Raw genomic sequence first — 25,023 nt, 5'->3', positions numbered from 1 at the left:
AAAAAACCAGCGCATAGCGCTGGTTTTTTATTCGTGCATTAGCGATGGGGAGATGGATCAGAAATCCAGGTTCGAAACCGCCAGCGCATTGCTCTCGATGAAGTCACGGCGAGGTTCGACCGCATCACCCATCAGGGTGTTGAAGATCTGATCCGCGCCAATGGCGTCTTCGATGGTGACTTTCAACATGCGGCGCACGCTTGGGTCCATGGTGGTTTCCCACAGCTGATCCGGGTTCATTTCGCCCAGACCTTTGTAGCGCTGGATGGTGTGGCGCTTGGTGCTTTCGGCCATCAGCCAGTCGAGGGCTTCCTTGAACTCGGTAACGGCTTTCTTGCGCTCGCCACGCTGGATGTACGCGCCTTCATCGAGCAGGGTGCTCAGTTGAGCGCCGAGGGTGACGACGGTCTTGTAGTCGTTGCTGCCGAAGAAGTCGCGGTTGAAGGTGACGTAGTTCGACAGGCCGTGGGAGATCAGCTCGACCTCTGGCAGCCAAACGCCACGTTCACGGTCTTCACGCAGGCTGGCCTTGTACACCAGGCCTGACTTCTCGACGGTGCGCAGACGCACTTCGTACTGGGCCAGCCAGTCCTGCATCTTGGCGTGGTCGCCGAGCATTTCCAGGCTCACGGCCGGCAGGTAGATGAAGTGCTCGGTCAGCTCCTGCGGGTACAGGCGCGACAGACGCTTGAGGGTCTTCATCACCATGCGGAAGTCGTTCACCAGACGCTCGAGCGCTTCACCGGAAATGCCCGGGGCCTCTTCGTTCAGGTGCAGGCTCGCATCTTCCAGGGCCGACTGCGTCATGTACTCTTCCATGGCGTCGTCGTCTTTGATGTATTGCTCTTGCTTGCCTTTCTTGACCTTGTACAGCGGCGGCTGAGCGATGTAGATGTAGCCGCGCTCGATCAGCTCCGGCAACTGACGGAAGAAGAAGGTCAGCAGCAGGGTACGGATGTGCGAACCGTCGACGTCAGCATCGGTCATGATGATGATGTTGTGATAGCGCAGCTTGTCGATGTTGTACTCTTCGCGACCGATACCACAGCCGAGTGCAGTGATCAGCGTGCCCACTTCCTGGGACGAGATCATCTTGTCGAAGCGTGCTTTCTCGACGTTGAGGATCTTGCCCTTCAGCGGCAGGATTGCCTGGGTCTTGCGGTTACGTCCCTGCTTGGCAGAGCCGCCCGCGGAGTCACCTTCCACGAGATACAGTTCGGACAGCGCCGGGTCTTTTTCCTGGCAGTCAGCGAGCTTGCCCGGCAGACCGGCGATGTCCAGCGCGCCTTTACGGCGGGTCATCTCACGGGCCTTGCGCGCCGCTTCACGGGCACGGGCCGCGTCGATCATCTTGCCGACGACCAGCTTGGCTTCGTTCGGGTTTTCCAGCAGGAAGTCGGAGAAGTACTTGCCCATCTCCTGCTCGACCGCGGTCTTCACTTCGGAAGATACCAGCTTGTCTTTGGTCTGCGAGCTGAACTTCGGATCCGGCACTTTTACCGAGATGATCGCGGTCAGGCCTTCACGGGCATCGTCACCGGTGGTCGCGACTTTGTGCTTCTTCGCCAGACCTTCCTGCTCGATGTAGTTGTTCAGGTTACGCGTCAGTGCGGAACGGAAACCCACCAGGTGAGTACCGCCGTCGCGCTGTGGAATGTTGTTGGTGAAGCACAACAGGTTCTCGTTGAAGCTGTCGTTCCACTGCAGGGCGATTTCCACGCCTATGCCGTCTTCACGCTGGATGTTGAAGTGGAACACCTGGTTGACCGCAGTCTTGTTGGTGTTCAGGTATTCAACGAATGCACGCAGGCCGCCTTCGTACTTGAACAGCTCTTCCTTGCCGCTGCGCTCGTCCTTGAGAACGATGCCGACACCGGAGTTGAGGAAGGACAGTTCACGAATGCGCTTGGCCAGGATGTCCCAGCTGAAGTGAATGTTCTTGAAGGTTTCGCTGGAGGCCTTGAAGTGGATCTGGGTACCGGTGGTTTCGCTGTCGCCAACGATCGCCATCGGTGCCTGAGGCACGCCGTGGACGTAGGTCTGTTCCCAGATCTTGCCGCTGCGGCGTACGGTCAGTACCAGCTCTTCGGACAGTGCGTTCACTACCGACACACCTACACCGTGCAGACCGCCGGATACCTTGTAGGAGTTATCGTCGAACTTACCGCCAGCGTGGAGGACGGTCATGATGACCTCGGCGGCGGAAACGCCTTCCTCCTTGTGCACGTCTACCGGGATGCCACGGCCGTTGTCTTTGACGGTGATGGACTCATCCGGGTGGATGATGATGCTGATGTCGTCGCAGTGGCCGGCGAGGGCTTCGTCGATCGAGTTGTCGACCACCTCGAACACCATGTGGTGCAGACCGCTGCCATCGTCGGTGTCACCAATGTACATACCGGGACGTTTGCGTACGGCATCCAGGCCTTTCAGCACTTTAATGCTCGTTGAGTCGTACGTATTTTCTTCGCTCAATGCCTTCACTCCCGATGGTCGTGGGTCTGGGTGATACGGCCCTGTTCCACGTGGAACAGAGCGACTGGCGTTTCCGTCTGCCAGCCTTCCCTCAATAATTCGTGATCTACACAGGTGATGAAAACCTGGCAGCGTAAGTCTTCCAGCAAGCGGCACAGCGCGCGGCGGTGGCTTTCGTCCAGCTCGGACGGCAAGTCATCCACCAGATAAATACACTGACCGCGTCGGGCCTGGCTCACCAGATGCCCCTGGGCAATTCGCAAGGCACAGACCACCAGCTTCTGCTGACCCCGGGACAAGATGTCCGCGGCATTGTGCGCGCCCAATCTAAGACGCAAATCAGCACGTTGTGGTCCGGCCTGGGTATGACCCATCTGCTGATCCCTTTGCACGGAACCAGCCAGTACGGCACTCAATTCCCGGTCCTTGTCCCAGCCCCGGTAATAGCTGAGCGTCAAACCCTCAAGTTCAACCAGTTCGCTCAAGGTTTGTTCAAAGACTGGTTTCAAGGCTTTGATGTAAGCGCGGCGGTATTCATCGATTTCAGCGCTGGCCTGGCACAGTTCCCTGTCCCAAACCGCTTGCGAAACGGCGTCAAGTGTACCATGCCGCAGCCAGGAGTTTCTCTGGCGCAAGGCCTTCTGCAAACGCTGCCAGGTCGCCATGAAACGCGGTTCGACGTGGAACACACCCCAGTCGAGAAACTGCCGGCGAATCTTCGGCGCGCCTTCGAGCAAGCGGAAGCTGTCGGGGTTGATCAACTGCAGCGGCAGGATCTCCGCCAGTTGCGCGGCGCTGCGGGCGTTCTGCCCGTCGATACGGATCTGGAACTCGCCCTGACGGTCGCGAGATATCCCCAACGCACTGTGGCCACCCTCGGCCAATTCGACCTGACCGAACACGGTGCAGGCGAGTTGCTCGTACTGGATGACCGGTAACAGCCGAGTGCTACGAAACGAACGGGCAAGCCCCAGCAGATGAATGGCTTCCAGAACACTGGTTTTGCCGCTGCCGTTGGCGCCGTAAAGAATGTTGATGCGGGGGGAGGGGGAGAAGGTCACCGGGTGCAGATTACGCACCGCGGTGACCGAAACACGACTTAAGGACATCCAGGATCAGCTGATTACAGACGCATCGGCATGACAACATAAGCCGAGTCGTCATTGTCGGACTCTTGCACCAGCGCACTGCTGTTGGAGTCGGACAGGATCAGGCGAACCTGTTCGGTGGTCATCACGCCCAGCACGTCGAGCAGGTAGCTCACGTTGAAGCCGATTTCCAGCGAACCGCCGTTGTATTCAACGCCCACTTCTTCTTCCGCTTCTTCCTGCTCCGGGTTGTTGGCCTGGATCTTCAACTGACCGTTGGCCAGTTGCAGACGGATGCCGCGGTACTTCTCGTTGGACAGAATCGCGGTACGGCTGAACGCTTCACGCAGAGCCTGACGATCGCCCAGTACCAGCTTGTCGCCACCCTTCGGCAGAACGCGCTCGTAGTCCGGGAACTTGCCGTCGACCAGCTTCGAGGTGAAGGTAAATTCGCCGGTGGTGGCACGGATGTGGTGCTGGCCCAGAACGATGCTGACGTTGCCATCCGGCTCGGTGAGCAGACGCGCCAGTTCCAGAATGCCTTTGCGCGGCACGATCACCTGATGGCGATCCGGCTGACCGATATCGGCCTGCATCGAGCACATGGCCAGACGGTGGCCGTCGGTGGCCACAGCACGGATCACACCGGCCGAGACTTCCAGCAGCATACCGTTGAGGTAGTAGCGCACGTCCTGCTGGGCCATGGCAAAGCTGGTGCGTTCGATCAGGCGACGCAGTTTGCTCTGCTCCAGGCTGCAGGTCAGCGAACCCGGGCCTTCTTCAACCGTCGGGAAATCGTTGGCCGGCAGGGTCGACAGGGTGAAACGGCTGCGGCCGGCCTTCACGACCAGCTTCTGCTCGTCGACCTTGATGTCGATCAGCGCGTCGTTGGGCAGGCTCTTGCAGATATCCATCAGCTTGCGCGCAGGCACAGTAATGGAACCGGTTTCGGCCGGCTCTTCGAGTTGCACGCGACCGACCAGCTCGACTTCCAGGTCAGTACCGGTCAGCGACAGTTGCTGGCCATCGACGACCAACAGCACGTTGGACAGTACCGGCAAGGTCTGTCGGCGCTCGACGACGCCTGCGACCAGTTGCAGGGGTTTCAACAGGGCTTCGCGTTGAATGGTGAAATGCATGGTCTAGTCCCTTGCCTTAATAAGCTGCGCTGGTGTTCATCAAGTAGTCAGTGTACGCAGCAGGTTCTTGTAGTCCTCGCGGATGTCCGCGTCGGATTCCTTAAGTTCGTTGATCTTGCGGCAGGCGTGCAGCACCGTCGTGTGGTCGCGACCACCAAACACATCGCCGATTTCCGGCAGGCTGTGGTTGGTCAGTTCCTTAGACAGCGCCATGGCCACCTGACGCGGACGTGCCACCGAGCGCGAACGGCGCTTGGACAGCAGGTCGGAGATCTTGATCTTGTAGTACTCGGCGACGGTGCGCTGAATGTTATCCACAGAGACCAGTTTGTCCTGCAATGCCAACAAGTCTTTCAGGGATTCGCGAATCAACTCGATGGTGATGTCACGGCCCATGAAGTGTGAGTGGGCGATCACGCGTTTCAGCGCGCCTTCCAGCTCACGGACGTTGGAACGAATTCGTTGGGCGATGAAGAACGCCGCATCGTGAGGCAACTCGACTTTGGCCTGGTCGGCCTTCTTCATCAAGATCGCCACGCGGGTTTCCAGCTCCGGCGGCTCGACGGCAACCGTCAGGCCCCAGCCAAAGCGGGATTTGAGGCGCTCTTCAAGGCCTTCGATTTCTTTCGGGTAGCGGTCACTGGTCAGAATGACCTGCTGGCCACCTTCAAGCAGGGCGTTGAAGGTGTGGAAAAACTCTTCCTGGGAACGCTCTTTGCGGGCGAAGAACTGAATGTCGTCGATCAGCAGAGCGTCCACCGAACGGTAGAAACGCTTGAACTCGTTGATCGCGTTCAGTTGCAGCGCCTTGACCATGTCGGCCACGAAGCGCTCGGAATGCAGGTACACGACCTTGGCATTCGGGTTCTTCTTTAATAGATGGTTACCCACAGCGTGCATCAAGTGCGTTTTACCCAGGCCGACGCCGCCATAAAGGAACAGCGGGTTGTAACCATGCTTGGGATTGTCCGCCACCTGCCAGGCCGCTGCGCGGGCGAGCTGGTTGGACTTGCCTTCGACGAAATTCTCGAAGGTGAAGGTGCGGTTCAGGTAACTGGTGTGCTTGAGCGCGCCTTCGACCTGCACCGTGCGCTGTTCGGCGCGAACCGGGGCCTGTTGCGAGGCCGCACCGGCCATCGGGTCGAAGCTGTCGCGGGACGGCTCTTCACTGACTTCCTCGGTTTTCTGCGTCGAGCGCTTGGCCGGGGCTGCACTTGGAGCAGGTGCTGGTGCACTGGCCGGCACGGTATTGGCCTGAGCCTGGGACACCTGCGCAGCAGCCAACGGCGCGTTCGGCGCGGCACGCGGTGCCGAGCTGCGTTTGCTGCCTATTAATAAGGAAAGCGCTGGCGCCATGCCGTTGCCGTGCTCATCCAGCAGTTCAAGGACGCGACCGAGGTACTTTTCGTTGACCCAGTCCAGCACAAAACGGTTCGGTGCGTAGACGCGCAACTCGTCGCCTTCGGCTTCGACCTGTAGTGGACGGATCCAGGTGTTGAATTGTTGGGCAGGCAGCTCCTCGCGCAAAAGCTCCACGCACTGCTGCCAAAGTTCCACTGACACGGATATCCCCTAAGTTGAAAGCCGGTGAGGCAAAAACAAGCGGCCATTGTAGCGGCGAGCCGTCCACTTATCCACATGCAGGTTGTGTGGTGACCATGATTAATCAATGCGTTAACCGGTAAAAAGGCGACCAACGGTGTGTGCATAAGCTCTGTGGATAACCACCTCTGAGGGCACTGGACAACTGGGGGTGGAACTCGGTGGATAACCAGCCTGTGGATAACTGGCCATTCCACACACAGGTTATCCGACAGCGCAGCACAGGCTGAACACGGTTTTCCACTGTAGTTGTCATTCTCTGTACATCAAGCTGTACAAGGGCTGAAGATGGTTATCCACAGAAGATGGCTGCCCTAGCTTTTACAAGCTTTACAGAAAAGCTTTAAATAATTCCCTTCTTTATTTTTATGTCTGGCAAACAGGATTCCGGTTCCGTGAGCTCCAGAGATCTATTTATAAGGAAACGCTGGTTGGAAATTGACCTGAAGGCTTGCTTTCTCTAGAATCCCCGGTCTCTTAAAACGGGGGCCATTCCGGCCCGTTGTGGACGAACCAGGTAACACGACATGAAACGTACTTTCCAACCAAGCACTATCAAACGCGCTCGTACCCACGGTTTCCGTGCTCGCATGGCTACCAAGAACGGTCGTGCCGTCCTGTCGCGTCGCCGCGCCAAAGGTCGTGCGCGTCTGGCAGTTTGATAATCCGGCACTGGAGGTGAGTCAGGACTTCAGTCGGGAAAAGCGTCTGCTTACCCCCCGGCATTTCAAGGCAGTCTTTGACTCCCCTACCGGCAAGGTTCCGGGGAAAAATCTCCTGCTCCTTGCGCGCAACAACGACCTTGATCACCCCCGTCTCGGGCTGGTTATCGGGAAAAAGAGCGTAAAGCTCTCCGTTGAGCGCAATCGCCTCAAACGTCTGATGCGCGAATCGTTCCGTCTGCACCAGGATTCTCTGGTCGGCTGGGACATCGTTATCGTTGCGCGCAAAGGTTTGGGCGACGTAGAAAACCCCGAATTGATTCAGCATTTCGGCAAACTCTGGAAGCGCCTGGCCCGTAACAAGCCAGTTCCAGCAGTCAAAACCGAAACTGTAGGGGTAGACAGTCCAGATGCGTAAACTGGCACTCGTTCCGATCCAGTTTTATCGCTACGCCATTAGTCCTTTGATGGCCAGTCACTGTCGTTTCTACCCCAGTTGTTCTTGCTACGCGTATGAAGCCATCGAAAATCATGGCCTTCTGCGCGGTGGCTGGCTGACCTTTCGTCGTTTAGGTCGCTGTCATCCGTGGAATCCCGGTGGTTATGACCCGGTTCCACCTATCCCTACCTCCCGTTCTTCTTCGATGGCCGAGTAATCATGGATATCAAACGCACGATCCTGATCGTCGCCCTGGCAATCGTGTCCTACGTTATGGTTCTTAAATGGAACCAGGACTATGGCCAGGCTGCCCTGCCGACTCAGAATGTTGCTTCCAGTACGACTGCATCCGGTTTGCCGGACACCGTTCCTGGCAATAACGCTTCCGCCAGTGACGATATTCCGCGTGCCGCGAGCGATACCAGCGCACCTGTGGAAACTCCAGTCGCTGCCAGCAAGGATCTGATCCAGGTCAAAACCGACGTGCTCGATCTCGCGATCGATCCACAAGGTGGCGACGTTGCTCAACTGACCTTGCCTCTGTATCCACGTCGTCAGGATCGTCCGGACGTTCCGTTCCAGCTGTTCGATAACGGCGGCGAGCGTGTTTATCTGGCGCAAAGCGGTCTGATCGGCACCAACGGCCCGGACGCAAATCCGGCTGGTCGCCCGGTCTACTCCTCGGAGAAGAAGACTTATCAACTGGCTGACGGTCAGGATCAACTGGTCGTGGACCTGAAGTTCAGCAAGGACGGCGTCAATTACATCAAGCGTTTCACCCTGAAACGCGGCCTGTATGACGTTGCCGTTTCCTACATTGTGGATAACCAGAGCGCTCAGCCCTGGAACGGCGCGATGTTCGCCCAGTTGAAGCGTGATAGCAGCGCAGATCCTTCGTCCACAACCGCTACGGGTACCGCCACTTACTTGGGCGCCGCCCTGTGGACAAGTTCGGAGCCGTACAAGAAAGTGTCCATGAAGGACATGGACAAGGCGCAGTTGAAAGAAACCGTCACCGGTGGCTGGGTAGCCTGGCTGCAACACTACTTCGTGACCGCGTGGATTCCGGCCAAGGGCGAAAACAATATCGTCCAGACCCGTAAAGACAGCAAAGGCAACTACATCATCGGTTACACCGGTCCTACGCTGACCGCTGCACCGGGTGCCAAAGTTGAAACCAGCGCTGTGCTGTACGCCGGTCCGAAAAGCCAGGCGGTGCTGAAAGAGTTGTCCCCAGGTCTGGAACTGACTGTCGACTACGGCATTCTGTGGTTCATTGCCCAGCCAATCTTCTGGCTGCTGCAACATATCCACGCCATTGTCGGTAACTGGGGCTGGTCGATCATCTTCCTGACCATGCTGATCAAGGGTATTTTCTTCCCGCTGTCGGCTGCCAGCTACAAATCGATGGCGCGCATGCGTGCCGTTGCGCCGAAACTGGCTGCACTGAAAGAGCAACATGGCGATGACCGGCAGAAAATGTCGCAAGCCATGATGGAGCTGTACAAGAAAGAGAAGATCAACCCGCTGGGCGGCTGCTTGCCGATCCTCGTGCAGATGCCGGTTTTCCTTTCGCTGTACTGGGTTCTGCTGGAAAGCGTGGAAATGCGCCAGGCGCCGTTCATGCTGTGGATTACTGACCTGTCGATCAAGGATCCGTTCTTCATTCTGCCGATCATCATGGGCGCAACCATGTTCATCCAGCAGCAGTTGAACCCGACTCCGCCGGATCCGATGCAGGCGAAGGTCATGAAAATGATGCCAATCATCTTCACCTTCTTCTTCCTGTGGTTCCCGGCAGGTCTGGTGCTGTACTGGGTTGTGAACAACTGCCTGTCGATTGCACAACAGTGGTACATCACGCGTAAGATCGAAGCGGCGACGAAAAAAGCCGAGGCGTAACTTGCACTGTGGATAACACCACTCAAAACGCCCCCTAGTGGGGCGTTTTGCTATCTGCCACTTTTGTCTGGATTCCGGTTTATGAGCGCACCTCGTGAAACCATCGCCGCCGTCGCCACCGCTCAAGGTCGTGGTGGTGTCGGCATCGTCCGTATTTCCGGGCCGTTGGCCAGTGTTGCGGCCAAAGCTATCAGCGGCCGCGAACTGAAACCGCGTTACGCGCATTACGGTGCGTTTTTCAGTGATGATCAGCAGGTGCTGGACGAAGGCCTGGCCCTTTATTTCCCGGGACCAAACTCATTCACCGGCGAAGACGTGCTGGAACTGCAGGGACACGGTGGTCCGATCGTTCTCGACATGCTGCTCAAACGTTGCCTGGAACTGGGTTGCCGTCTGGCCCGCCCGGGTGAATTCAGCGAGCGCGCGTTCCTCAACGACAAACTCGACCTGGCTCAGGCCGAGGCGATCGCCGACCTGATCGAAGCCAGTTCGGCACAGGCTGCGCGCAATGCACTGCGCTCCCTGCAGGGGGCGTTTTCCCAGCGTGTGCATAACCTCACCGAACAACTGATTGGCCTGCGCATCTACGTCGAAGCCGCCATCGATTTCCCGGAAGAGGAAATCGACTTCCTGGCCGACGGTCGCGTGCTGAGCATGCTCGACAAGGTACGTGAAGAGTTATCCACCGTACTGCGTGAAGCCGGGCAGGGTGCCTTGTTACGTGATGGCATGACGGTGGTGATCGCCGGTCGTCCGAATGCTGGCAAGTCCAGCCTGTTGAATGCCCTGGCCGGCCGCGAAGCGGCGATCGTGACTGAAATTGCCGGCACGACCCGGGATATCTTGCGCGAACATATCCACATCGACGGCATGCCATTGCACGTGGTGGACACTGCAGGTCTGCGCGACACCGATGATCAGGTGGAGAAGATCGGCGTCGAGCGTGCGTTGAAAGCGATCACTGAAGCGGATCGGGTGCTGCTGGTAGTCGATGCCACCGCTCCGGAAGCTGCAGACCCGTTCGCCCTATGGCCGGAATTCCTCGAAACCCGGCCAGATCCGGCCAAAGTTACCTTGATCCGCAACAAGGCTGACCTGACAGGTGAGGCGATTGCCCTGGAAGTCAGCGACGATGGCCACGTAACCATCAGCCTCAGCGCCAAAGCCGCCGGCGAAGGTCTGGAATTGCTGCGCGAACATCTCAAGGCCTGCATGGGCTATGAGCAAACCTCGGAAAGCAGCTTCAGTGCCCGTCGGCGGCATCTCGAGGCGTTGCGACATGCCAGTGCGGCGCTGGAACACGGACGTGCGCAGTTGACGCTGGCCGGCGCAGGAGAGTTGCTCGCCGAAGATTTGCGTCAGGCGCAGCAGTCCTTGGGTGAAATCACTGGGGCATTCAGCTCCGATGACCTGCTTGGCCGGATCTTCTCCAGCTTCTGCATCGGTAAATGACCAAAAGGGCTGTGGACAATTTATCCACAGCCCTTTTCGTTTCACCAGTTGTAAGAAACGGTACCGAGTAAGGTGCGATCTTCGCCCCAGTAGCAACGTCCAGCGTCGTTGCATCCCGACACATATTCCTTGTCGAACAGGTTCTTGGCGTTCAGGTCGACGCTCCAGTGCGTGTCGATCTGATAACCGATGGCCGCATCCACCAATGTGACATCGCCGGCATCAAGCTTCCCGTAGAGCGAAGGCGAGGTGTAGGCAAAGGCACTGTCGAAGTAACGCACGCCACCACCCACGTACAAACCTTTCAAATCGCCATCGAGGAAACGGTACTTGGTCCAGACCGACGCCTGATTACGTGGAACGCCGGTCATCTGGTGGCCTTTGACCAACGAGGTCGCCGCGTCCTTGGTAATCCGCGCGTCGGTGTAGGTATATGCCGCTGTCACATTGAGGTTCTGGGTCAGATTGCTGTTGAGTTCCAGCTCCACACCTTTGGAACGACTTTCGCCGACCTGGCGATAGGTCGACGTGGTCGAGTCGAAGTAGGTGTCGTCCTTTTTCCGCAGGTCATACACCGACGCAGTGAACGCGGTATCCCAGCCGATCGGCTCGTATTTCAATCCCACTTCGTATTGGCTGCTGGTGATCGGATCGAGCGGCGCACCGGCATTGGAAATCTGCTGTACCGGCACGAACGACGTGGAGTAGCTGACATACGGCGTCATACCGTTGTCGAACTGATACATCACACCGCCCTGATAGGTGAACTTCTTGTCCTCGGAACTGATGTTGCTGCTCTTGGCCACCTTGTCGCGGAAGTCACTGTCGACCCAGTCCTGACGACCGCCAAGCAGAAACAGCCAGTGGTCATACTTACTCTGGATCTGTGCATAAACACCTTTCATCTGTTGTTCGAGCAAGGTGTTCTGCACCGCAATCGGTGTAGTCGGATCGCGCAAGTACACCGGGTTGTAGATATCGATCGGCCCGACGATGCCGGCATTCCAGTCCTGATTGAACGAAGTCCGGTCGTAGCTGGCGCCGAACAGCACGGTGTTTTCCAGCTCGCCGACCTGGAATTTGCCTTCCAGTTGGTTATCCAGCGAGTACACCATCGATTTGTTGAAGCGATCGTACGCGGTCATGTTCAGGCGCGTGCCGAAGCCTGCGTTATTGAGGTTGCCCGGCCAGGTTTCATGGCGAGTGATCCGCGACTGCATGTAGCGCGAGTTCTGGCGGAACTGCCAGTCATCGTTGAAGGAATGGCTGAACTCATAACCGGTGCTCCAGGTTTCCCGTTCGAAGGTGTTCCAGTCCGGGTCGCCAAGCATGGTGCCTTTGGATAGCTTGCCGTTGGGATTGCTCAACAATGTGCCAGCCGCCGGCAGACCCAGTTCCATGTTGGTGTGATCTTTCTGGTAGTTGGCCAGCAAGGTCAAGGTGTTGAAGTCGTCGAAATTCAGAGTCAGCGACGGGGCGATGTAAATGCGGTCATCCGGTACGTGATCGGTCTGGGTGTCGGACTTGCGCCCGAGCATCACCACTCGCCCCAACACATTGCCGCTGTCGTTGAGTGGCCCGGACACATCGACGCCAATCTGCCGGCGATCGTTCGAGCCATAACCCAGTTGCACTTCGCCGCGAGGAGCTGCGGTCGGCCGCTTGCTCACCAGATTCACCAGGCCGCCCGGTGCGTTTTCCCCATAGAGCAGCGAGGACGGGCCACGGAAAACTTCCACCCGCTCCAGGCCATAAGGTTCGGTGCTGGTGTCATACCGATTACCTTGTACACGCAAGCCATCACGTAGCAGGCCGTAGCCATAATCGGTGGCATTGAAACCGCGAATGAAAAACAGATCGCCGGCCAGACTGTCGCCGGCGGCAAACGGTGGAGCAAAGATCCCCGGCACGTAGCCGAGTACTTCGGTAAGCGTCTGAGATTTCTGATCTTTCATGCGCTGTGCGGTCACCACCGACACCGAGCGCGGTGTTTCCGACAACGGCGTGCTGGTTTTCGTACCGATCCGGCTGTTCTGCGCCTTGTAGCCGACGTCGGCGGCGTAATCCAGGTCCATCGGATTGGCCAATTGCCCGTTGATGTTGGTCGGGGCCAGTTCCAGCGAATCACCACTGGGTAGCGCCTGCAGAATGTAGCTACCCGGCGCTTGCGGTACGGCTTGCAAACCTGAGCCTTGCAGCAGTTGGGCGAATCCCTGTTCAACGGTGAAGTTGCCGTTCAGTCCGGTACTGGTTAAACGGCTGGTCTGCTGCGGCGAGAACGACAGAATCACGCTTGCGGCGGAGGCGAATTGACTCAAAGCATTGTCCAGCGGGCCGGCAGCAATGGTGTAGCGCTGGGCGGCCGTCGCCGCGAAGGCGTTATGGGTCATTACCAGGCAGGACGTGGCACTGGTCATCAATAGGCTGTAGGCAATGCAGCGGTGGGAAAAACGCTGACGGAACGTGGGAAGACGCATGTGTGGATAAGCCCTGAAGGTGGCGAAGAGCCGCGTTTATCGCGATTACCTGTAGGGCCGGGCCAGGGCAAAAAAAGATAACCCTGTTTTCGATTTATTTTTCCCCAGGTGATTTTCAATCAGACGCTATGGCTGATCGAGACCCAATAACGGGTGAAGTAGCGGACATTGATCGGTAACGAGGCCTGAAGATTGGCCAGCACGGCATCGGTGGAATCGAGCCGAAAGGTGCCGGATACCCGTAGATCCCGGGCACGGCTATCGCAGTGCAGAACACCGCTGCGATAACGCCCCAGCTCTTCGATCACCTCGCCCAGCCGCGCATCGAGCACAATCAGCTGGCCATTGGTCCACGCCACTGCCGAAGATTTGAAGGGGTGCAGGAGCCCGATATGCCGACGATCGAAATCCGCACCTTCACCTGCTTTCAAGATCAACGCGCTCGTTGAACGATCAGCGGGTTGCACGCTGACCCGATCTTCCAGCACGCCGACCCGCGTTGAGCCCGACAACTTATGCACAGAAAAACGGGTACCCAATGCTTGAATCTGGCCATCCCCGGTTTCGACCAAAAACGGCCGCTGATCGCCGAGCTTGCCGGTCTGAATGAGGATTTCACCCGAGCGCAAGCGAATCAGCCGTTGCGTTGCGTCGAAAGACACATTGATGGCCGTATCGGTATTGAGCTGGATTTGGCTGCCATCCGCCAATGAGATGTTGCGACGCTGGCCAACGCCGGTTTTGTAATCAGCCCAGGCATTTCCAAGGGAGGTATGTTGTTGGGCGTTCCAACCCAGAATCCCCGTCCCGGTCGCGAGCAGCAACAATTTAATTACCTGGCGCCGTTGTTGGCCAGTATTCAATGCGCGACGTTTCAAATCCTGCGGCAAAGTGCCGAGCTGACGCTGCAGTTGCTCCATCTGGTTCCAGGCCGCCAGATGCGCTGGATCGCTATCTATCCACAGCTGCCAGGCTTTTTGTTCGGCGAGCGTCGGCGGATCGGCCTGAAACTGCACGTACCAACTGGCAGCCGCTTCGAAAACCTTACGGTTCGGTGCAATGGCCATCAAGGCTGCGCCATGATCAGGGCACATTCCGTCAGGGCGCGGATCATGTGCTTCTTTATTGTGGTCAGTGAGACATTCAACTGCACAGCAATCTGTTGATAAGTCAGACCGTCGACCTGCGAAAGCATGAAGATTTTCTGCGTTCGCGCGCCCAGACCAGCCAAGGCTTTATCCACAGCGACCAGGGTTTCGATGATCAGCGCCTTATCCTCTTCGCTGATGGCGGTGGCCTCTGGTCGAGCAGCCAAGGTCTGCAAGTAGGCGACTTCGATGGCCTGTCTTCGATAACGATCGATGACGAGGCCGCGTGCAATGGTCGCCAGATAATCCCGAGGTTCGCGAATCTGTGAGGCATTACGGGCCGCGAGGATCCGCACGAACGTGTCATGCGCGACATCGGCAGCATCGCAGGCGTCATGCAGTTTGCCCTTGAGCCATCCATACAGCCACGAATGGTGTTGCTCGTAGATTTGCTCGATCGCAGCATGATGGGAGGGTAGGGACATGGGAGAAACTGGCGAGTTAATGATAATGGCTATTATTAGCCTCTGTTACGTTCTCTCACAATAGCCCTGACACATCCCATTATCGGCTTCATGCTCGTCTCCGATCTCTCGGTGGCGTTTTACTGCATCCTGAAAAAACCGTTTGGTTGAATTTCTGTGGATTAAGCCCTGTGAATAACTGCCTCTGAGGTCAGTTGATAACAGGGCCTGAAAACTGGATATAACTGCCTCTGTGGATAACCATCCCATTCATCCACAGGCTTAAAGCGGTTATCCAAGGGCCTCATTGTCACCTGATAACAGGGTTTTTAAACTCTGTACACTTTGAATAATAAGGCCTGTAGCAATCTATCCACAGAAAGGTCGCTCAGTAAGAATAAGCATTAAAACAAAGGTTTTATAAATTTCTCTCTTTTTTATTCTTTTAACCTCGAGTTCTCCACAGCTGGTTAATTTTTGTGCAAAGGGTTCTTTAGGAAGGGCGAAGTCCCTATACTTGTCGACCAGGTTCAGAAACCTGATCTCAAACTATTCCTGAATGACCTACTTAAGCAGGCACGAGGTGCGTGGTGGATTTCCCTTCCCGTTTTGAAGTGATCGTCATCGGCGGCGGTCATGCCGGTACCGAGGCAGCACTGGCCTCAGCACGTATGGGGGCAAAAACCCTGTTGCTGACGCATAACGTGGAAACCCTCGGTGCCATGAGCTGCAACCCGGCCATCGGTGGTATTGGCAAAAGCCATCTGGTCAAGGAAATCGACGCCCTCGGCGGCGCGATGGCCATGGCTACCGATCTGGGCGGCATCCAGTTTCGCGTATTGAACAGCCGCAAAGGTCCGGCCGTACGGGCGACCCGTGCGCAAGCCGACCGCATTCTGTACAAGGCCGCTGTCCGCGAAATTCTGGAAAACCAGCCGAACCTGTGGATATTTCAACAGGCCGCTGACGACCTTATCGTTGAGCAGGACCAGGTACGTGGTGTCGTCACACAAATGGGTCTGCGGTTCTTCGCTGATTCCGTGGTGTTGACCACTGGTACCTTCCTCGGTGGACTTATCCACATCGGTTTGCAGAATTTCTCCGGCGGTCGCGCCGGTGATCCGCCGTCGATTGCCCTGGCACATCGTCTGCGTGAACTGCCGCTGCGTGTTGGTCGCCTGAAAACCGGTACGCCACCGCGCATTGACGGCAAGTCTGTGGATTTCTCGGTGATGACCGAGCAACCGGGCGATACGCCGATTCCGGTGATGTCGTTCATGGGCAACAAGGAACAGCATCCACGCCAGGTCAGTTGCTGGATCACCCACACCAACGCCCGCACCCACGAAATCATCGCGGCGAACCTCGACCGTTCGCCGATGTATTCCGCCGCCGGCGAAATCGAGGGTGTTGGTCCGCGCTACTGCCCGTCGATCGAAGACAAGATCCATCGCTTTGCCGACAAGGAAAGCCATCAGGTGTTCATCGAGCCGGAAGGCCTGACCACCCATGAGCTGTACCCGAACGGGATATCCACAAGCTTGCCGTTCGACGTGCAATTGCAGATCGTGCAATCGATCCGCGGCATGGAAAACGCGCACATCGTGCGTCCGGGTTATGCGATCGAGTACGACTACTTCGACCCTCGTGACCTGAAATACAGCTTGGAAACCAAAGTTATCGGCGGGCTGTTCTTCGCTGGTCAGATCAACGGCACCACCGGTTACGAAGAAGCCGGTGCGCAAGGTTTGCTCGCCGGGGCCAACGCTGCGCTGCGCGCGAAGGGCAAAGAAGCCTGGTGCCCGCGTCGCGACGAGGCGTACATCGGCGTGCTGGTTGACGACCTGATCACTCTCGGTACCCAAGAGCCGTACCGCATGTTCACTTCCCGTGCCGAGTACCGCCTGATCCTGCGTGAAGACAACGCCGACTTGCGTCTGACCGAAAAAGGTCGCGAACTGGGTCTGGTCGATGACGCGCGTTGGGCGGCCTTCTGCAAGAAACGCGAAAGCATCGAACTCGAAGAGCAGCGCCTGAAGAGCACCTGGGTTCGCCCGGGCACTCAGCAAGGCGATGCGATTGCCGAAAAATTCGGCACGCCGCTGACTCACGAATACAACTTGCTCAACCTCTTGAGCCGTCCGGAAATCGACTACGCTGGTCTGGTCGAAGTGACCGGCAACGGTGCAGAAGACCCACAGGTCGCCGAACAGGTTGAGATCAAGACCAAATACGCCGGTTACATCGACCGTCAACAGGACGAAATCGCCCGTCTGCGCGCCAGTGAAGACACGAAACTGCCTGTGGATATCGATTACACCAACATTTCCGGTCTCTCCAAGGAGATCCAGAGCAAGCTCGGTGCGACGCGTCCGGAGACGCTCGGTCAGGCTTCGCGGATCCCGGGCGTGACCCCGGCAGCGATTTCGCTGTTGATGATTCATTTGAAAAAACGCGGCGCGGGCCGTCAGTTGGAGCAAAGCGCTTGAGTTCTAAGGTCACTTCGCAACACTCCGAAGAGTTATCCACAGGAGCCCGCGAGCTCGGTGTCAATCTCAGCGCAGCCCAGCACGAATTGTTGCTGGGCTACCTGGCCCTGTTGATCAAATGGAACCAGGCCTACAACCTGACTGCAGTTCGCGATCCTGACGAAATGGTTTCGCGGCATCTGCTCGATAGCTTGAGCGTGATGTCGTTCATCGAAAACGGCCGCTGGCTCGACGTCGGCAGCGGCGGCGGCATGCCGGGGATCCCGTTGGCGATCCTGTATCCGGATTCGCAAGTGACCTGTCTGGACAGCAACGGCAAGAAAACCCGCTTCCTGACTCAGGTCAAACTCGAACTCAAACTGGATAACCTGCAAGTTATCCACAGTCGCGTTGAAGCGTTCCAGCCTGCCCAGCCATTTAACGGGATCATTTCCCGGGCATTCAGCAGCATGGAGAACTTCACCAACTGGACTCGCCACCTCGGCGATGCCGACACGCGCTGGCTGGCAATGAAGGGCGTTCATCCGGCCGATGAGCTGGTAGCATTGCCGGCAGACTTCAAACTCGATAGCGAACACGCCCTGGCCGTACCCGGTTGCCAAGGCCAACGCCATCTGCTGATACTGCGCCGCACGGCATGATTGGGAACACAAGCAAGAATGGCTAAGGTATTCGCGATAGCGAACCAGAAGGGTGGTGTGGGCAAGACCACCACCTGCATCAACCTCGCAGCATCCCTGGTCGCGACCAAGCGCCGGGTGCTGTTGATCGATCTCGATCCACAGGGCAACGCCACCATGGGTAGCGGTGTGGATAAACATGGCCTGGAAAACTCGGTCTACGACCTGCTGATCGGCGAATGCGATCTGGCCCAGGCCATGCACTACTCCGAGCACGGCGGTTATCAACTGCTGCCGGCCAACCGCGACCTGACCGCGGCAGAAGTGGTTCTGCTGGAAATGCAGATGAAGGAAAGCCGTCTGCGAAGCGCGCTGGCGCCCATCCGTGAAAACTACGATTACATTTTGATCGACTGCCCGCCGTCGCTGTCGATGCTCACATTGAACGCACTGGTCGCCGCTGACGGGGTGATTATCCCCATGCAGTGCGAATACTTTGCGCTCGAAGGCTTGAGCGACCTTGTGGATAACATCAAGCGCATCGCCGAACTGCTGAACCCCAACCTCAAGGTCGAAGGTTTGCTGCGCACCATGTACGACCCGCGTCTAAGCCTGATGAACGATGTTTCGGCGCAGCTCAAGGAACACTTTGGCGAACAGCTGTACGACACGGTGATCCCGCGCAACATCCGTCTGGCCGAAGCGCCGAGTTACGGGATGCCGGCATTGGCCTACGACAAGCAATCGCGCGGCGCGCTGGCCTACCTGGCCCTGGCGGGCGAGATGGTTCGCCGTCAGCGCAAAAATTCACGCATCGCCGCTGCCCAGCCAACTTAAGGAATCCCCATGGCCGTCAAGAAACGAGGTCTCGGACGTGGACTGGATGCACTGCTGAGTGGTCCGACCGTCAGCGCGCTGGAAGAGCAGGCGGCGCAGGCCGATACCCGTGAACTGCAACACCTGCCGCTGGATCTGCTGCAGCGTGGCAAATACCAGCCACGCCGCGACATGGATCCGCAGGCGCTGGAAGAGCTGGCGCAGTCGATCAAGGCGCAAGGCGTGATGCAGCCGATCGTCGTGCGCCCGATTGGCGGTGGCCGCTTCGAAATCATCGCCGGTGAACGCCGCTGGCGCGCCAGCCAGCAGGCTGGCCAGGAGACTATCCCGGCGATGGTCCGTGATGTGCCGGATGAAACCGCGATCGCCATTGCGCTGATCGAGAACATCCAGCGTGAAGACCTGAACCCGATTGAAGAAGCCGTCGCCTTGCAGCGTCTGCAGCAGGAATTCCAGCTCACTCAGCAACAGGTTGCCGAGGCTGTGGGTAAGTCCCGCGTGACTGTGGCTAACCTGTTGCGACTTATTGCACTGCCCGAAGTCATCAAAACCATGCTGTCCCACGGTGACCTGGAAATGGGTCATGCCCGTGCTTTGCTCGGTCTGCCGGACAATCAACAGGTGGAAGGGGCGCGACATGTTGTCGCACGCGGCCTTACAGTGCGCCAAACCGAGGCACTGGTTCGCCAGTGGTTGAGTGGCAAACCGGAGCCTGTGGAAGCGGCCAAACCCGACCCGGATATCGCGCGGCTCGAACAGCGTCTGGCCGAGCGCCTAGGCTCTGCGGTGCAGATTCGCCACGGGAAGAAGGGAAAAGGCCAACTGGTGATTGGTTATAACTCACTCGATGAGCTTCAAGGTGTGCTCGCACACATCCGCTGAAACATTTCCTCATGTAGCGCGCAGTCGGAAATCACTACCTGACAGTTGAATAGGGGCAGAACCGCCCCTATACTCTGCGCGCATTTTGTCGGCACAAATTATGCCAAGTTATTGAATTCTGGCAGCCGACCATTGGAGAGCGAACGTGATGGAAACCCGCAAGCCAAACCGCCTGCCGTTCCATCGCCTGGCGGTTTTTCCGGTGTTGATGGCTCAATTTGTCATTTTGCTCATTGCCGCTTTGGCGCTCTGGCAATGGCATGGAGTCGTTGCCGGATACTCGGGACTTTGCGGAGGCCTGATAGCCTTGCTGCCCAATGTTTATTTCGCTCACAAGGCATTTCGGTTTTCCGGCGCCCGAGCAGCCCAGTCCATCGTCCGGTCATTTTATGCCGGCGAGGCAGGCAAACTGATTTTGACGGCAGTGCTGTTTGCACTGGTGTTTGCAGGTGTGAAGCCATTGGCGCCGATCGCAGTATTCGGCGCTTTCGTGCTGACTCAGTCGGTCAGCTGGTTCGCTCCCCTGCTGATGAGAACAAGACTTTCGAGACCTTAGGGCGTTTGAGGCAACCATGGCAGAAACAACCGCTTCGGGCTATATCCAGCACCACTTGCAGAACCTGACCTTCGGTCAGCTACCTAACGGCGGCTGGGGCTTTGCCCATACCGCAGCAGAAGCCAAGGAAATGGGCTTCTGGGCTTTCCACGTCGATACCCTCGGCTGGTCGGTCGCGCTGGGTCTGATCTTCGTTTTCCTTTTCCGCATGGCGGCAAAGAAAGCGACTTCGGGTCAGCCAGGTGCTTTGCAGAACTTCGTTGAAGTATTGGTCGAATTCGTCGATGGCAGCGTGAAAGACAGCTTCCATGGCCGTAGCCCGGTGATTGCACCGCTGGCACTGACCATCTTCGTCTGGGTGTTCCTGATGAACGCCGTCGACCTGGTACCGGTCGACTGGATTCCTCAGCTGGCCATCCTGATCACCGGCGACCACCACATCCCGTTCCGTGCCGTGTCGACTACCGACCCGAACGCGACTCTGGGCATGGCGTTCTCGGTTTTCGCACTGATCATTTTCTATAGCATCAAGGTCAAGGGCATCGGCGGCTTCATCGGCGAACTGACCCTGCACCCGTTCGGCAGCAAGAACATCTTCGTTCAGGCCCTGCTGATCCCGGTGAACTTCCTGCTGGAATTCGTGACCCTGATCGCCAAGCCGATCTCTCTGGCTCTGCGTCTGTTCGGCAACATGTATGCCGGTGAGCTGGTGTTCATTCTGATCGCTGTGATGTTCGGCAGCGGCCTGCTCTGGCTGAGCGGCCTGGGCGTTGTTCTGCAGTGGGCGTGGGCTGTGTTCCACATCCTGATCATCACACTGCAGGCGTTCATCTTCATGATGCTGACCATCGTCTACCTGTCGATGGCGCACGAAGAAAACCATTAAGACCAGTCTCGACTAGTCTGATGTCCTTCCCGGTCAAACGGGAAGGGGCTCTTCACAGGGCACCTGAAACGATTTGTTTTACCGCTTTAATCTAAAAAACCTAAACCATACGACGTAAAAGTCGGGAGGAAAGATGGAAACTGTAGTTGGTCTAACCGCTATCGCTGTTGCACTGTTGATCGGCCTGGGCGCACTGGGTACCGCAATTGGTTTCGGCCTGCTGGGCGGCAAGTTCCTGGAAGGCGCAGCGCGTCAGCCAGAAATGGTTCCAATGCTGCAAGTTAAAATGTTCATCGTTGCCGGTCTGCTCGACGCCGTAACCATGATCGGTGTTGGTATCGCTCTGTTCTTCACCTTTGCGAACCCGTTCGTTGGTCAGATCGCTGGCTAATTACCCGGATTCTTCCGAGTAATTTGGTGTGATGGACAACGTAACTGCGAGGTGTTGGCGTGAACATTAATGCGACCCTGATTGGCCAGTCCGTTGCGTTCCTGATTTTTGTACTGTTCTGCATGAAGTTCGTATGGCCTCCGGTCATCGCGGCACTGCACGAACGTCAAAAGAAGATCGCTGATGGTCTGGACGCTGCCAGCCGTGCAGCTCGCGACCTGGAGTTGGCCCAAGAGAAAGCGGGTCAGCAACTGCGCGAAGCGAAAGCTCAGGCAGCTGAAATCATCGAGCAAGCCAAGAAACGCGGTAACCAGATCGTTGAAGAGGCTGTTGAAAAAGCCCGTATCGACGCTGACCGTGTGAAGGTTCAGGCTCAAGCCGAGATCGAACAGGAACTGAACAGTGTCAAAGACAAGCTGCGTGCCCAAGTGGGCTTGCTGGCTGTCGGCGGCGCCGAGAAGATCCTGGGTGCCACAATCGATCAAAACGCGCACGCAGAGCTGGTTAACCAACTGGCTGCTGAAATCTAAGCGAGGGCGATCATGGCAGAACTGACCACGTTGGCCCGACCTTACGCTAAGGCGGCCTTCGAGCACGCTCAGGCCCACCAGCAACTGGCCAATTGGTCAGCCATGCTCGGCCTGGCTGCAGCGGTGTCGCAAGACGACACCATGCAGCGCGTGCTCAAGGCCCCGCGACTGACGAGCGCAGAAAAGGCCGCCACGTTCATTGACGTGTGCGGCGACAAGTTTGATGCCAAGGCACAGAACTTCATCAATGTCGTTGCCGAAAACGACCGTCTCCCGCTTCTGCCGGAGATCGCCGCTCTGTTCGACCTGTACAAGGCCGAACAAGAGAAGTCGGTAGACGTTGAAGTGACCAGTGCTTTCGCATTGAACCAAGAACAGCAAGACAAACTCGCCAAGGTTCTCAGTGCACGACTCAACCGGGAAGTGCGCCTGCAAGTTGCGGAGGATGCTGCCCTTATAGGGGGTGTCGTTATCCGCGCCGGCGACCTGGTTATCGATGGCTCGATTCGCGGCAAAATCGCGAAACTTGCCGAAGCATTGAAATCTTGAGTTTGAAGGGGCAGCAGAGCAATGCAGCAACTCAATCCTTCCGAAATAAGTGAAATTATCAAGGGCCGCATCGACAAGCTCGATGTGACCTCCCAAGCCCGTAACGAAGGCACTGTCGTCAGCGTATCTGACGGCATCGTGCGGATTCACGGTCTGGCCGACGTCATGTACGGCGAGATGATCGAGTTTCCGGGCGGCGTCTACGGTATGGCCCTCAACCTGGAGCAAGACTCCGTAGGTGCCGTTGTACTGGGCGCATACACCAGTCTGGCTGAAGGCATGAGCGCCAAGTGCACCGGCCGCATCCTCGAAGTTCCGGTTGGTAAGGAACTGCTGGGTCGCGTAGTCGACGCACTGGGTAACCCTGTTGATGGCAAAGGTCCACTGGGCAACACCTTGACCGACGCGGTCGAGAAAGTTGCACCGGGCGTGATCTGGCGTAAGTCGGTAGACCAGCCTGTACAGACTGGCTACAAGGCTGTCGATGCCATGATCCCTGTCGGCCGTGGCCAGCGTGAGCTGATCATCGGTGACCGTCAGATCGGTAAAACCGCTCTGGCGATCGACGCGATCATCAACCAGAAAGACAGCGGCATTTTCTGCGTCTACGTAGCCATCGGTCAGAAGCAATCGACCATCGCCAACGTGGTTCGCAAGCTGGAAGAAAACGGCGCCCTGGCCAACACGATCATCGTGGCTGCCAGTGCTTCGGAATCTCCTGCGCTGCAGTTCCTGGCACCGTACTCCGGTTGCACCATGGGTGAATTCTTCCGCGACCGCGGTGAAGACGCGCTGATCGTTTATGACGATCTGTCCAAGCAAGCAGTGGCTTACCGCCAGATTTCCCTGCTGCTGCGCCGTCCACCAGGCCGTGAAGCTTACCCAGGCGACGTGTTCTATCTCCACTCCCGTCTGCTGGAGCGTGCATCCCGCGTTTCGGAAGAGTACGTAGAGAAGTTCACCAACGGCGCAGTGACCGGCAAAACCGGTTCCCTGACCGCACTGCCGATCATCGAAACCCAGGCTGGCGACGTTTCCGCGTTCGTTCCGACCAACGTGATTTCCATCACCGACGGTCAGATCTTCCTGGAATCGGCCATGTTCAACTCGGGCATCCGCCCTGCAGTGAACGCCGGTGTTTCGGTATCCCGTGTGGGTGGTGCCGCTCAGACCAAGATCATCAAGAAGCTGTCCGGTGGTATCCGTACCGCCCTGGCTCAGTACCGCGAACTGGCGGCATTCGCCCAGTTCGCTTCTGACCTGGACGAAGCGACCCGCAAGCAACTTGAGCATGGTCAGCGCGTTACCGAGCTGATGAAGCAGAAGCAATACGCACCAATGTCGATCGCTGACATGGCGCTGTCGCTGTATGCCGCTGAGCGTGGGTTCCTGACTGACATTGAAATCGCCAAGATCGGCAGCTTCGAACAAGCGCTGATTGCTTTCTTCAACCGCGATCACGCCGATTTGATGGCCAAGATCAACGTTAAAGGTGACTTCAATGACGAAATCGACGCTGGCATGAAAGCCGGTATCGAGAAGTTCAAGGCCACCCAAACCTGGTAAGCCGCAGCGGGAGCCGCAAGGCTCCCGCTTGCTAACCTGATAGGTGTTACATGGCAGGCGCAAAAGAGATTCGCAGTAAGATTGCGAGCATCAAAAGCACGCAAAAAATTACCAGCGCCATGGAAAAAGTGGCGGTGAGCAAAATGCGCAAGGCACAAATGCGCATGGCAGCCAGCCGTCCTTATGCGGAGCGTATCCGCCAGGTAATTGGGCATCTGGCCAACGCCAACCCGGAATACCGCCACCCGTTCATGATCGACCGTGAAGTAAAGCGCGTTGGTTATGTCGTCGTGAGCAGTGACCGTGGTTTGTGCGGCGGCTTGAACACCAACCTGTTCAAGGCCCTGGTCAAGGACATGGCGGTAAACCGCGAAAACGGCGTCGAGATTGATCTGTGTGTAGTCGGTAGCAAGGGTGCGGCCTTTTTCCGCAACTTCGGCGGTAACGTCGTTGCAGCTATCAGCCACCTGGGTGAAGAGCCGTCGATCAATGACTTGATCGGCAGCGTCAAGGTGATGCTGGATGCCTACCTGGAGGGCCGTATCGATCGCCTGTCCGTGGTATCCAACAAGTTCATCAACACCATGACACAACAGCCTACCGTGGAGCAGTTGATTCCACTGGTGGCAACCCCGGATCAAGAACTCAAGCACCACTGGGACTACCTCTACGAACCAGACGCCAAAGAGCTGCTTGACGGCTTGATGGTGCGCTACGTGGAGTCGCAGGTGTACCAGGCGGTGGTCGAGAACAACGCGGCTGAACAAGCTGCGCGGATGATCGCGATGAAGAACGCTACCGACAACGCAGGTGATTTGATCAGCGATTTGCAGCTGATCTACAACAAGGCGCGTCAGGCTGCGATCACCCAAGAGATCTCGGAAATCGTCGGCGGCGCTGCCGCGGTTTAACGGTTCAAATATTCAGAG

General features: G+C 57.3%; 23 protein-coding genes. 16 read left to right on the top strand and 7 right to left on the bottom strand.

Going from position 1 to position 25,023, the window contains the following annotated elements:
- Window positions 1-57: 57 nt before the first annotated feature.
- From gyrB to dnaA, 4 genes are read right to left on the bottom strand one after another with little or no spacing between them, the layout of a single operon-like run.
- Entirely contained in the window at window positions 58-2,475 is a 2,418-nt protein-coding gene (gyrB, locus tag AC1RBR_RS01035) for a DNA topoisomerase (ATP-hydrolyzing) subunit B (RefSeq protein WP_007960764.1), read from the bottom strand.
- Window positions 2,476-2,480: 5 nt separating this feature from the next.
- On the bottom strand, window positions 2,481-3,584 hold the full coding sequence (recF, locus tag AC1RBR_RS01030; protein WP_003220208.1) for a DNA replication/repair protein RecF: 1,104 nt from the start codon (window positions 3,582-3,584) through the stop codon (window positions 2,481-2,483).
- Between the two features lie 14 nt (window positions 3,585-3,598).
- The gene (dnaN, locus tag AC1RBR_RS01025; protein WP_003220202.1) at window positions 3,599-4,702 is read right to left on the bottom strand and encodes a DNA polymerase III subunit beta; all 1,104 of its coding nucleotides are present in this window, start codon (window positions 4,700-4,702) and stop codon (window positions 3,599-3,601) included.
- 39 nt (window positions 4,703-4,741) lie between these two features.
- Window positions 4,742-6,265 carry a chromosomal replication initiator protein DnaA gene (gene dnaA / locus AC1RBR_RS01020; protein WP_095139791.1) on the bottom strand — a complete coding sequence of 508 codons (1,524 nt, stop codon included), beginning with the start codon at window positions 6,263-6,265 and terminating at the stop codon, window positions 4,742-4,744.
- 566 nt (window positions 6,266-6,831) lie between these two features.
- Between dnaA and rpmH the strand changes: the two genes are divergently transcribed.
- From rpmH to mnmE, 5 genes are all read left to right on the top strand, one after another.
- Window positions 6,832-6,966: a 50S ribosomal protein L34 gene (gene rpmH, locus AC1RBR_RS01015; RefSeq protein ID WP_003213577.1), complete on the top strand. Its 135-nt coding sequence runs from the start codon at window positions 6,832-6,834 to the stop codon at window positions 6,964-6,966.
- A 16-nt stretch (window positions 6,967-6,982) separates the two neighbouring features.
- Complete coding sequence (gene rnpA / locus AC1RBR_RS01010; RefSeq protein WP_011336726.1) at window positions 6,983-7,384, top strand: ribonuclease P protein component; 402 nt, start codon at window positions 6,983-6,985, stop codon at window positions 7,382-7,384.
- Entirely contained in the window at window positions 7,377-7,622 is a 246-nt protein-coding gene (yidD, locus tag AC1RBR_RS01005; protein ID WP_010465488.1) for a membrane protein insertion efficiency factor YidD, read from the top strand. The genes rnpA and yidD overlap by 8 nt, the downstream gene beginning before the upstream one ends.
- A 2-nt stretch (window positions 7,623-7,624) precedes the next feature.
- A complete protein-coding gene (gene yidC / locus AC1RBR_RS01000; protein WP_115986445.1) occupies window positions 7,625-9,307 on the top strand; it encodes a membrane protein insertase YidC in 1,683 nt (560 codons plus the stop codon).
- Between the two features lie 81 nt (window positions 9,308-9,388).
- Window positions 9,389-10,759: a tRNA uridine-5-carboxymethylaminomethyl(34) synthesis GTPase MnmE gene (gene mnmE / locus AC1RBR_RS00995; protein ID WP_492562566.1), complete on the top strand. Its 1,371-nt coding sequence runs from the start codon at window positions 9,389-9,391 to the stop codon at window positions 10,757-10,759.
- A gap of 41 nt (window positions 10,760-10,800) precedes the next feature.
- Here mnmE and AC1RBR_RS00990 read toward each other — a convergent pair whose 3' ends face one another.
- From AC1RBR_RS00990 to AC1RBR_RS00980, 3 genes are all read right to left on the bottom strand, one after another.
- The gene (locus AC1RBR_RS00990; protein WP_492562564.1) at window positions 10,801-13,236 is read right to left on the bottom strand and encodes a TonB-dependent siderophore receptor; all 2,436 of its coding nucleotides are present in this window, start codon (window positions 13,234-13,236) and stop codon (window positions 10,801-10,803) included.
- Between the two features lie 119 nt (window positions 13,237-13,355).
- Complete coding sequence (locus tag AC1RBR_RS00985; protein ID WP_492562563.1) at window positions 13,356-14,303, bottom strand: FecR domain-containing protein; 948 nt, start codon at window positions 14,301-14,303, stop codon at window positions 13,356-13,358.
- Window positions 14,303-14,809: a sigma-70 family RNA polymerase sigma factor gene (locus tag AC1RBR_RS00980; RefSeq protein ID WP_492562562.1), complete on the bottom strand. Its 507-nt coding sequence runs from the start codon at window positions 14,807-14,809 to the stop codon at window positions 14,303-14,305. The genes AC1RBR_RS00985 and AC1RBR_RS00980 overlap by 1 nt, the downstream gene beginning before the upstream one ends.
- Before the next feature lie 569 nt (window positions 14,810-15,378).
- On the opposite strand from AC1RBR_RS00980, the gene mnmG reads away from it, so the two are divergent.
- The 11 genes from mnmG to atpG all read left to right on the top strand — a co-directional run bounded on the left by mnmG (window position 15,379) and on the right by atpG (window position 25,005).
- Window positions 15,379-17,277, top strand: a complete 1,899-nt coding sequence (gene mnmG / locus AC1RBR_RS00975) for a tRNA uridine-5-carboxymethylaminomethyl(34) synthesis enzyme MnmG (RefSeq protein ID WP_492562561.1) — start codon at window positions 15,379-15,381, stop codon at window positions 17,275-17,277.
- Window positions 17,274-17,918, top strand: a complete 645-nt coding sequence (gene rsmG / locus AC1RBR_RS00970) for a 16S rRNA (guanine(527)-N(7))-methyltransferase RsmG (RefSeq protein WP_492562559.1) — start codon at window positions 17,274-17,276, stop codon at window positions 17,916-17,918. The genes mnmG and rsmG overlap by 4 nt, the downstream gene beginning before the upstream one ends.
- 18 nt (window positions 17,919-17,936) lie before the next feature.
- A complete protein-coding gene (locus tag AC1RBR_RS00965) occupies window positions 17,937-18,734 on the top strand; it encodes a ParA family protein (RefSeq protein WP_003229787.1) in 798 nt (265 codons plus the stop codon).
- 9 nt (window positions 18,735-18,743) lie between these two features.
- Window positions 18,744-19,616, top strand: a complete 873-nt coding sequence (locus tag AC1RBR_RS00960) for a ParB/RepB/Spo0J family partition protein (RefSeq protein WP_007960777.1) — start codon at window positions 18,744-18,746, stop codon at window positions 19,614-19,616.
- 148 nt (window positions 19,617-19,764) lie between these two features.
- Entirely contained in the window at window positions 19,765-20,172 is a 408-nt protein-coding gene (locus tag AC1RBR_RS00955) for a F0F1 ATP synthase subunit I (protein WP_003229783.1), read from the top strand.
- A gap of 16 nt (window positions 20,173-20,188) precedes the next feature.
- Window positions 20,189-21,058, top strand: a complete 870-nt coding sequence (gene atpB / locus AC1RBR_RS00950) for a F0F1 ATP synthase subunit A (RefSeq protein ID WP_007960779.1) — start codon at window positions 20,189-20,191, stop codon at window positions 21,056-21,058.
- 133 nt (window positions 21,059-21,191) lie between these two features.
- A complete protein-coding gene (gene atpE / locus AC1RBR_RS00945) occupies window positions 21,192-21,449 on the top strand; it encodes a F0F1 ATP synthase subunit C (protein WP_003097235.1) in 258 nt (85 codons plus the stop codon).
- 59 nt (window positions 21,450-21,508) lie between these two features.
- On the top strand, window positions 21,509-21,979 hold the full coding sequence (locus AC1RBR_RS00940) for a F0F1 ATP synthase subunit B (RefSeq protein ID WP_011336718.1): 471 nt from the start codon (window positions 21,509-21,511) through the stop codon (window positions 21,977-21,979).
- A gap of 12 nt (window positions 21,980-21,991) precedes the next feature.
- The gene (locus AC1RBR_RS00935) at window positions 21,992-22,528 is read left to right on the top strand and encodes a F0F1 ATP synthase subunit delta (protein WP_007911956.1); all 537 of its coding nucleotides are present in this window, start codon (window positions 21,992-21,994) and stop codon (window positions 22,526-22,528) included.
- 21 nt (window positions 22,529-22,549) lie between these two features.
- On the top strand, window positions 22,550-24,094 hold the full coding sequence (gene atpA, locus AC1RBR_RS00930; RefSeq protein ID WP_047596971.1) for a F0F1 ATP synthase subunit alpha: 1,545 nt from the start codon (window positions 22,550-22,552) through the stop codon (window positions 24,092-24,094).
- 50 nt (window positions 24,095-24,144) lie between these two features.
- Window positions 24,145-25,005, top strand: a complete 861-nt coding sequence (gene atpG, locus AC1RBR_RS00925) for a F0F1 ATP synthase subunit gamma (protein WP_010565870.1) — start codon at window positions 24,145-24,147, stop codon at window positions 25,003-25,005.
- The last annotated feature ends 18 nt before the right edge of the window (window positions 25,006-25,023 follow it).

It is taken from the genome of Pseudomonas sp. GW823-FHT01D03, from assembly GCF_058798255.1.
Note: the sequence above shows the minus strand (reverse complement) of the source record. Positions and strands in the feature narration are given on the sequence as shown.

Excerpts from the sequence above, each read along its gene's own strand:
- mnmE (WP_492562566.1), top strand. The coding sequence starts at position 9,389 with ATGAGCGCACCTCGTGAAACCATCGCCGCCGTCGCCACCGCTCAAGGT.
- yidC (WP_115986445.1), top strand. The coding sequence starts at position 7,625 with ATGGATATCAAACGCACGATCCTGATCGTCGCCCTGGCAATCGTGTCC.
- AC1RBR_RS00935 (WP_007911956.1), top strand. The coding sequence starts at position 21,992 with ATGGCAGAACTGACCACGTTGGCCCGACCTTACGCTAAGGCGGCCTTC.
- AC1RBR_RS00990 (WP_492562564.1), bottom strand. The coding sequence starts at position 13,236 with ATGCGTCTTCCCACGTTCCGTCAGCGTTTTTCCCACCGCTGCATTGCC.
- atpA (WP_047596971.1), top strand. The coding sequence starts at position 22,550 with ATGCAGCAACTCAATCCTTCCGAAATAAGTGAAATTATCAAGGGCCGC.
- AC1RBR_RS00985 (WP_492562563.1), bottom strand. The coding sequence starts at position 14,303 with ATGGCCATTGCACCGAACCGTAAGGTTTTCGAAGCGGCTGCCAGTTGG.
- recF (WP_003220208.1), bottom strand. The coding sequence starts at position 3,584 with ATGTCCTTAAGTCGTGTTTCGGTCACCGCGGTGCGTAATCTGCACCCG.
- AC1RBR_RS00960 (WP_007960777.1), top strand. The coding sequence starts at position 18,744 with ATGGCCGTCAAGAAACGAGGTCTCGGACGTGGACTGGATGCACTGCTG.
- atpB (WP_007960779.1), top strand. The coding sequence starts at position 20,189 with ATGGCAGAAACAACCGCTTCGGGCTATATCCAGCACCACTTGCAGAAC.
- dnaN (WP_003220202.1), bottom strand. The coding sequence starts at position 4,702 with ATGCATTTCACCATTCAACGCGAAGCCCTGTTGAAACCCCTGCAACTG.
- AC1RBR_RS00980 (WP_492562562.1), bottom strand. The coding sequence starts at position 14,809 with ATGTCCCTACCCTCCCATCATGCTGCGATCGAGCAAATCTACGAGCAA.
- AC1RBR_RS00965 (WP_003229787.1), top strand. The coding sequence starts at position 17,937 with ATGGCTAAGGTATTCGCGATAGCGAACCAGAAGGGTGGTGTGGGCAAG.
- atpE (WP_003097235.1), top strand. The coding sequence starts at position 21,192 with ATGGAAACTGTAGTTGGTCTAACCGCTATCGCTGTTGCACTGTTGATC.
- atpG (WP_010565870.1), top strand. The coding sequence starts at position 24,145 with ATGGCAGGCGCAAAAGAGATTCGCAGTAAGATTGCGAGCATCAAAAGC.
- AC1RBR_RS00955 (WP_003229783.1), top strand. The coding sequence starts at position 19,765 with ATGGAAACCCGCAAGCCAAACCGCCTGCCGTTCCATCGCCTGGCGGTT.
- rpmH (WP_003213577.1), top strand. The coding sequence starts at position 6,832 with ATGAAACGTACTTTCCAACCAAGCACTATCAAACGCGCTCGTACCCAC.
- yidD (WP_010465488.1), top strand. The coding sequence starts at position 7,377 with ATGCGTAAACTGGCACTCGTTCCGATCCAGTTTTATCGCTACGCCATT.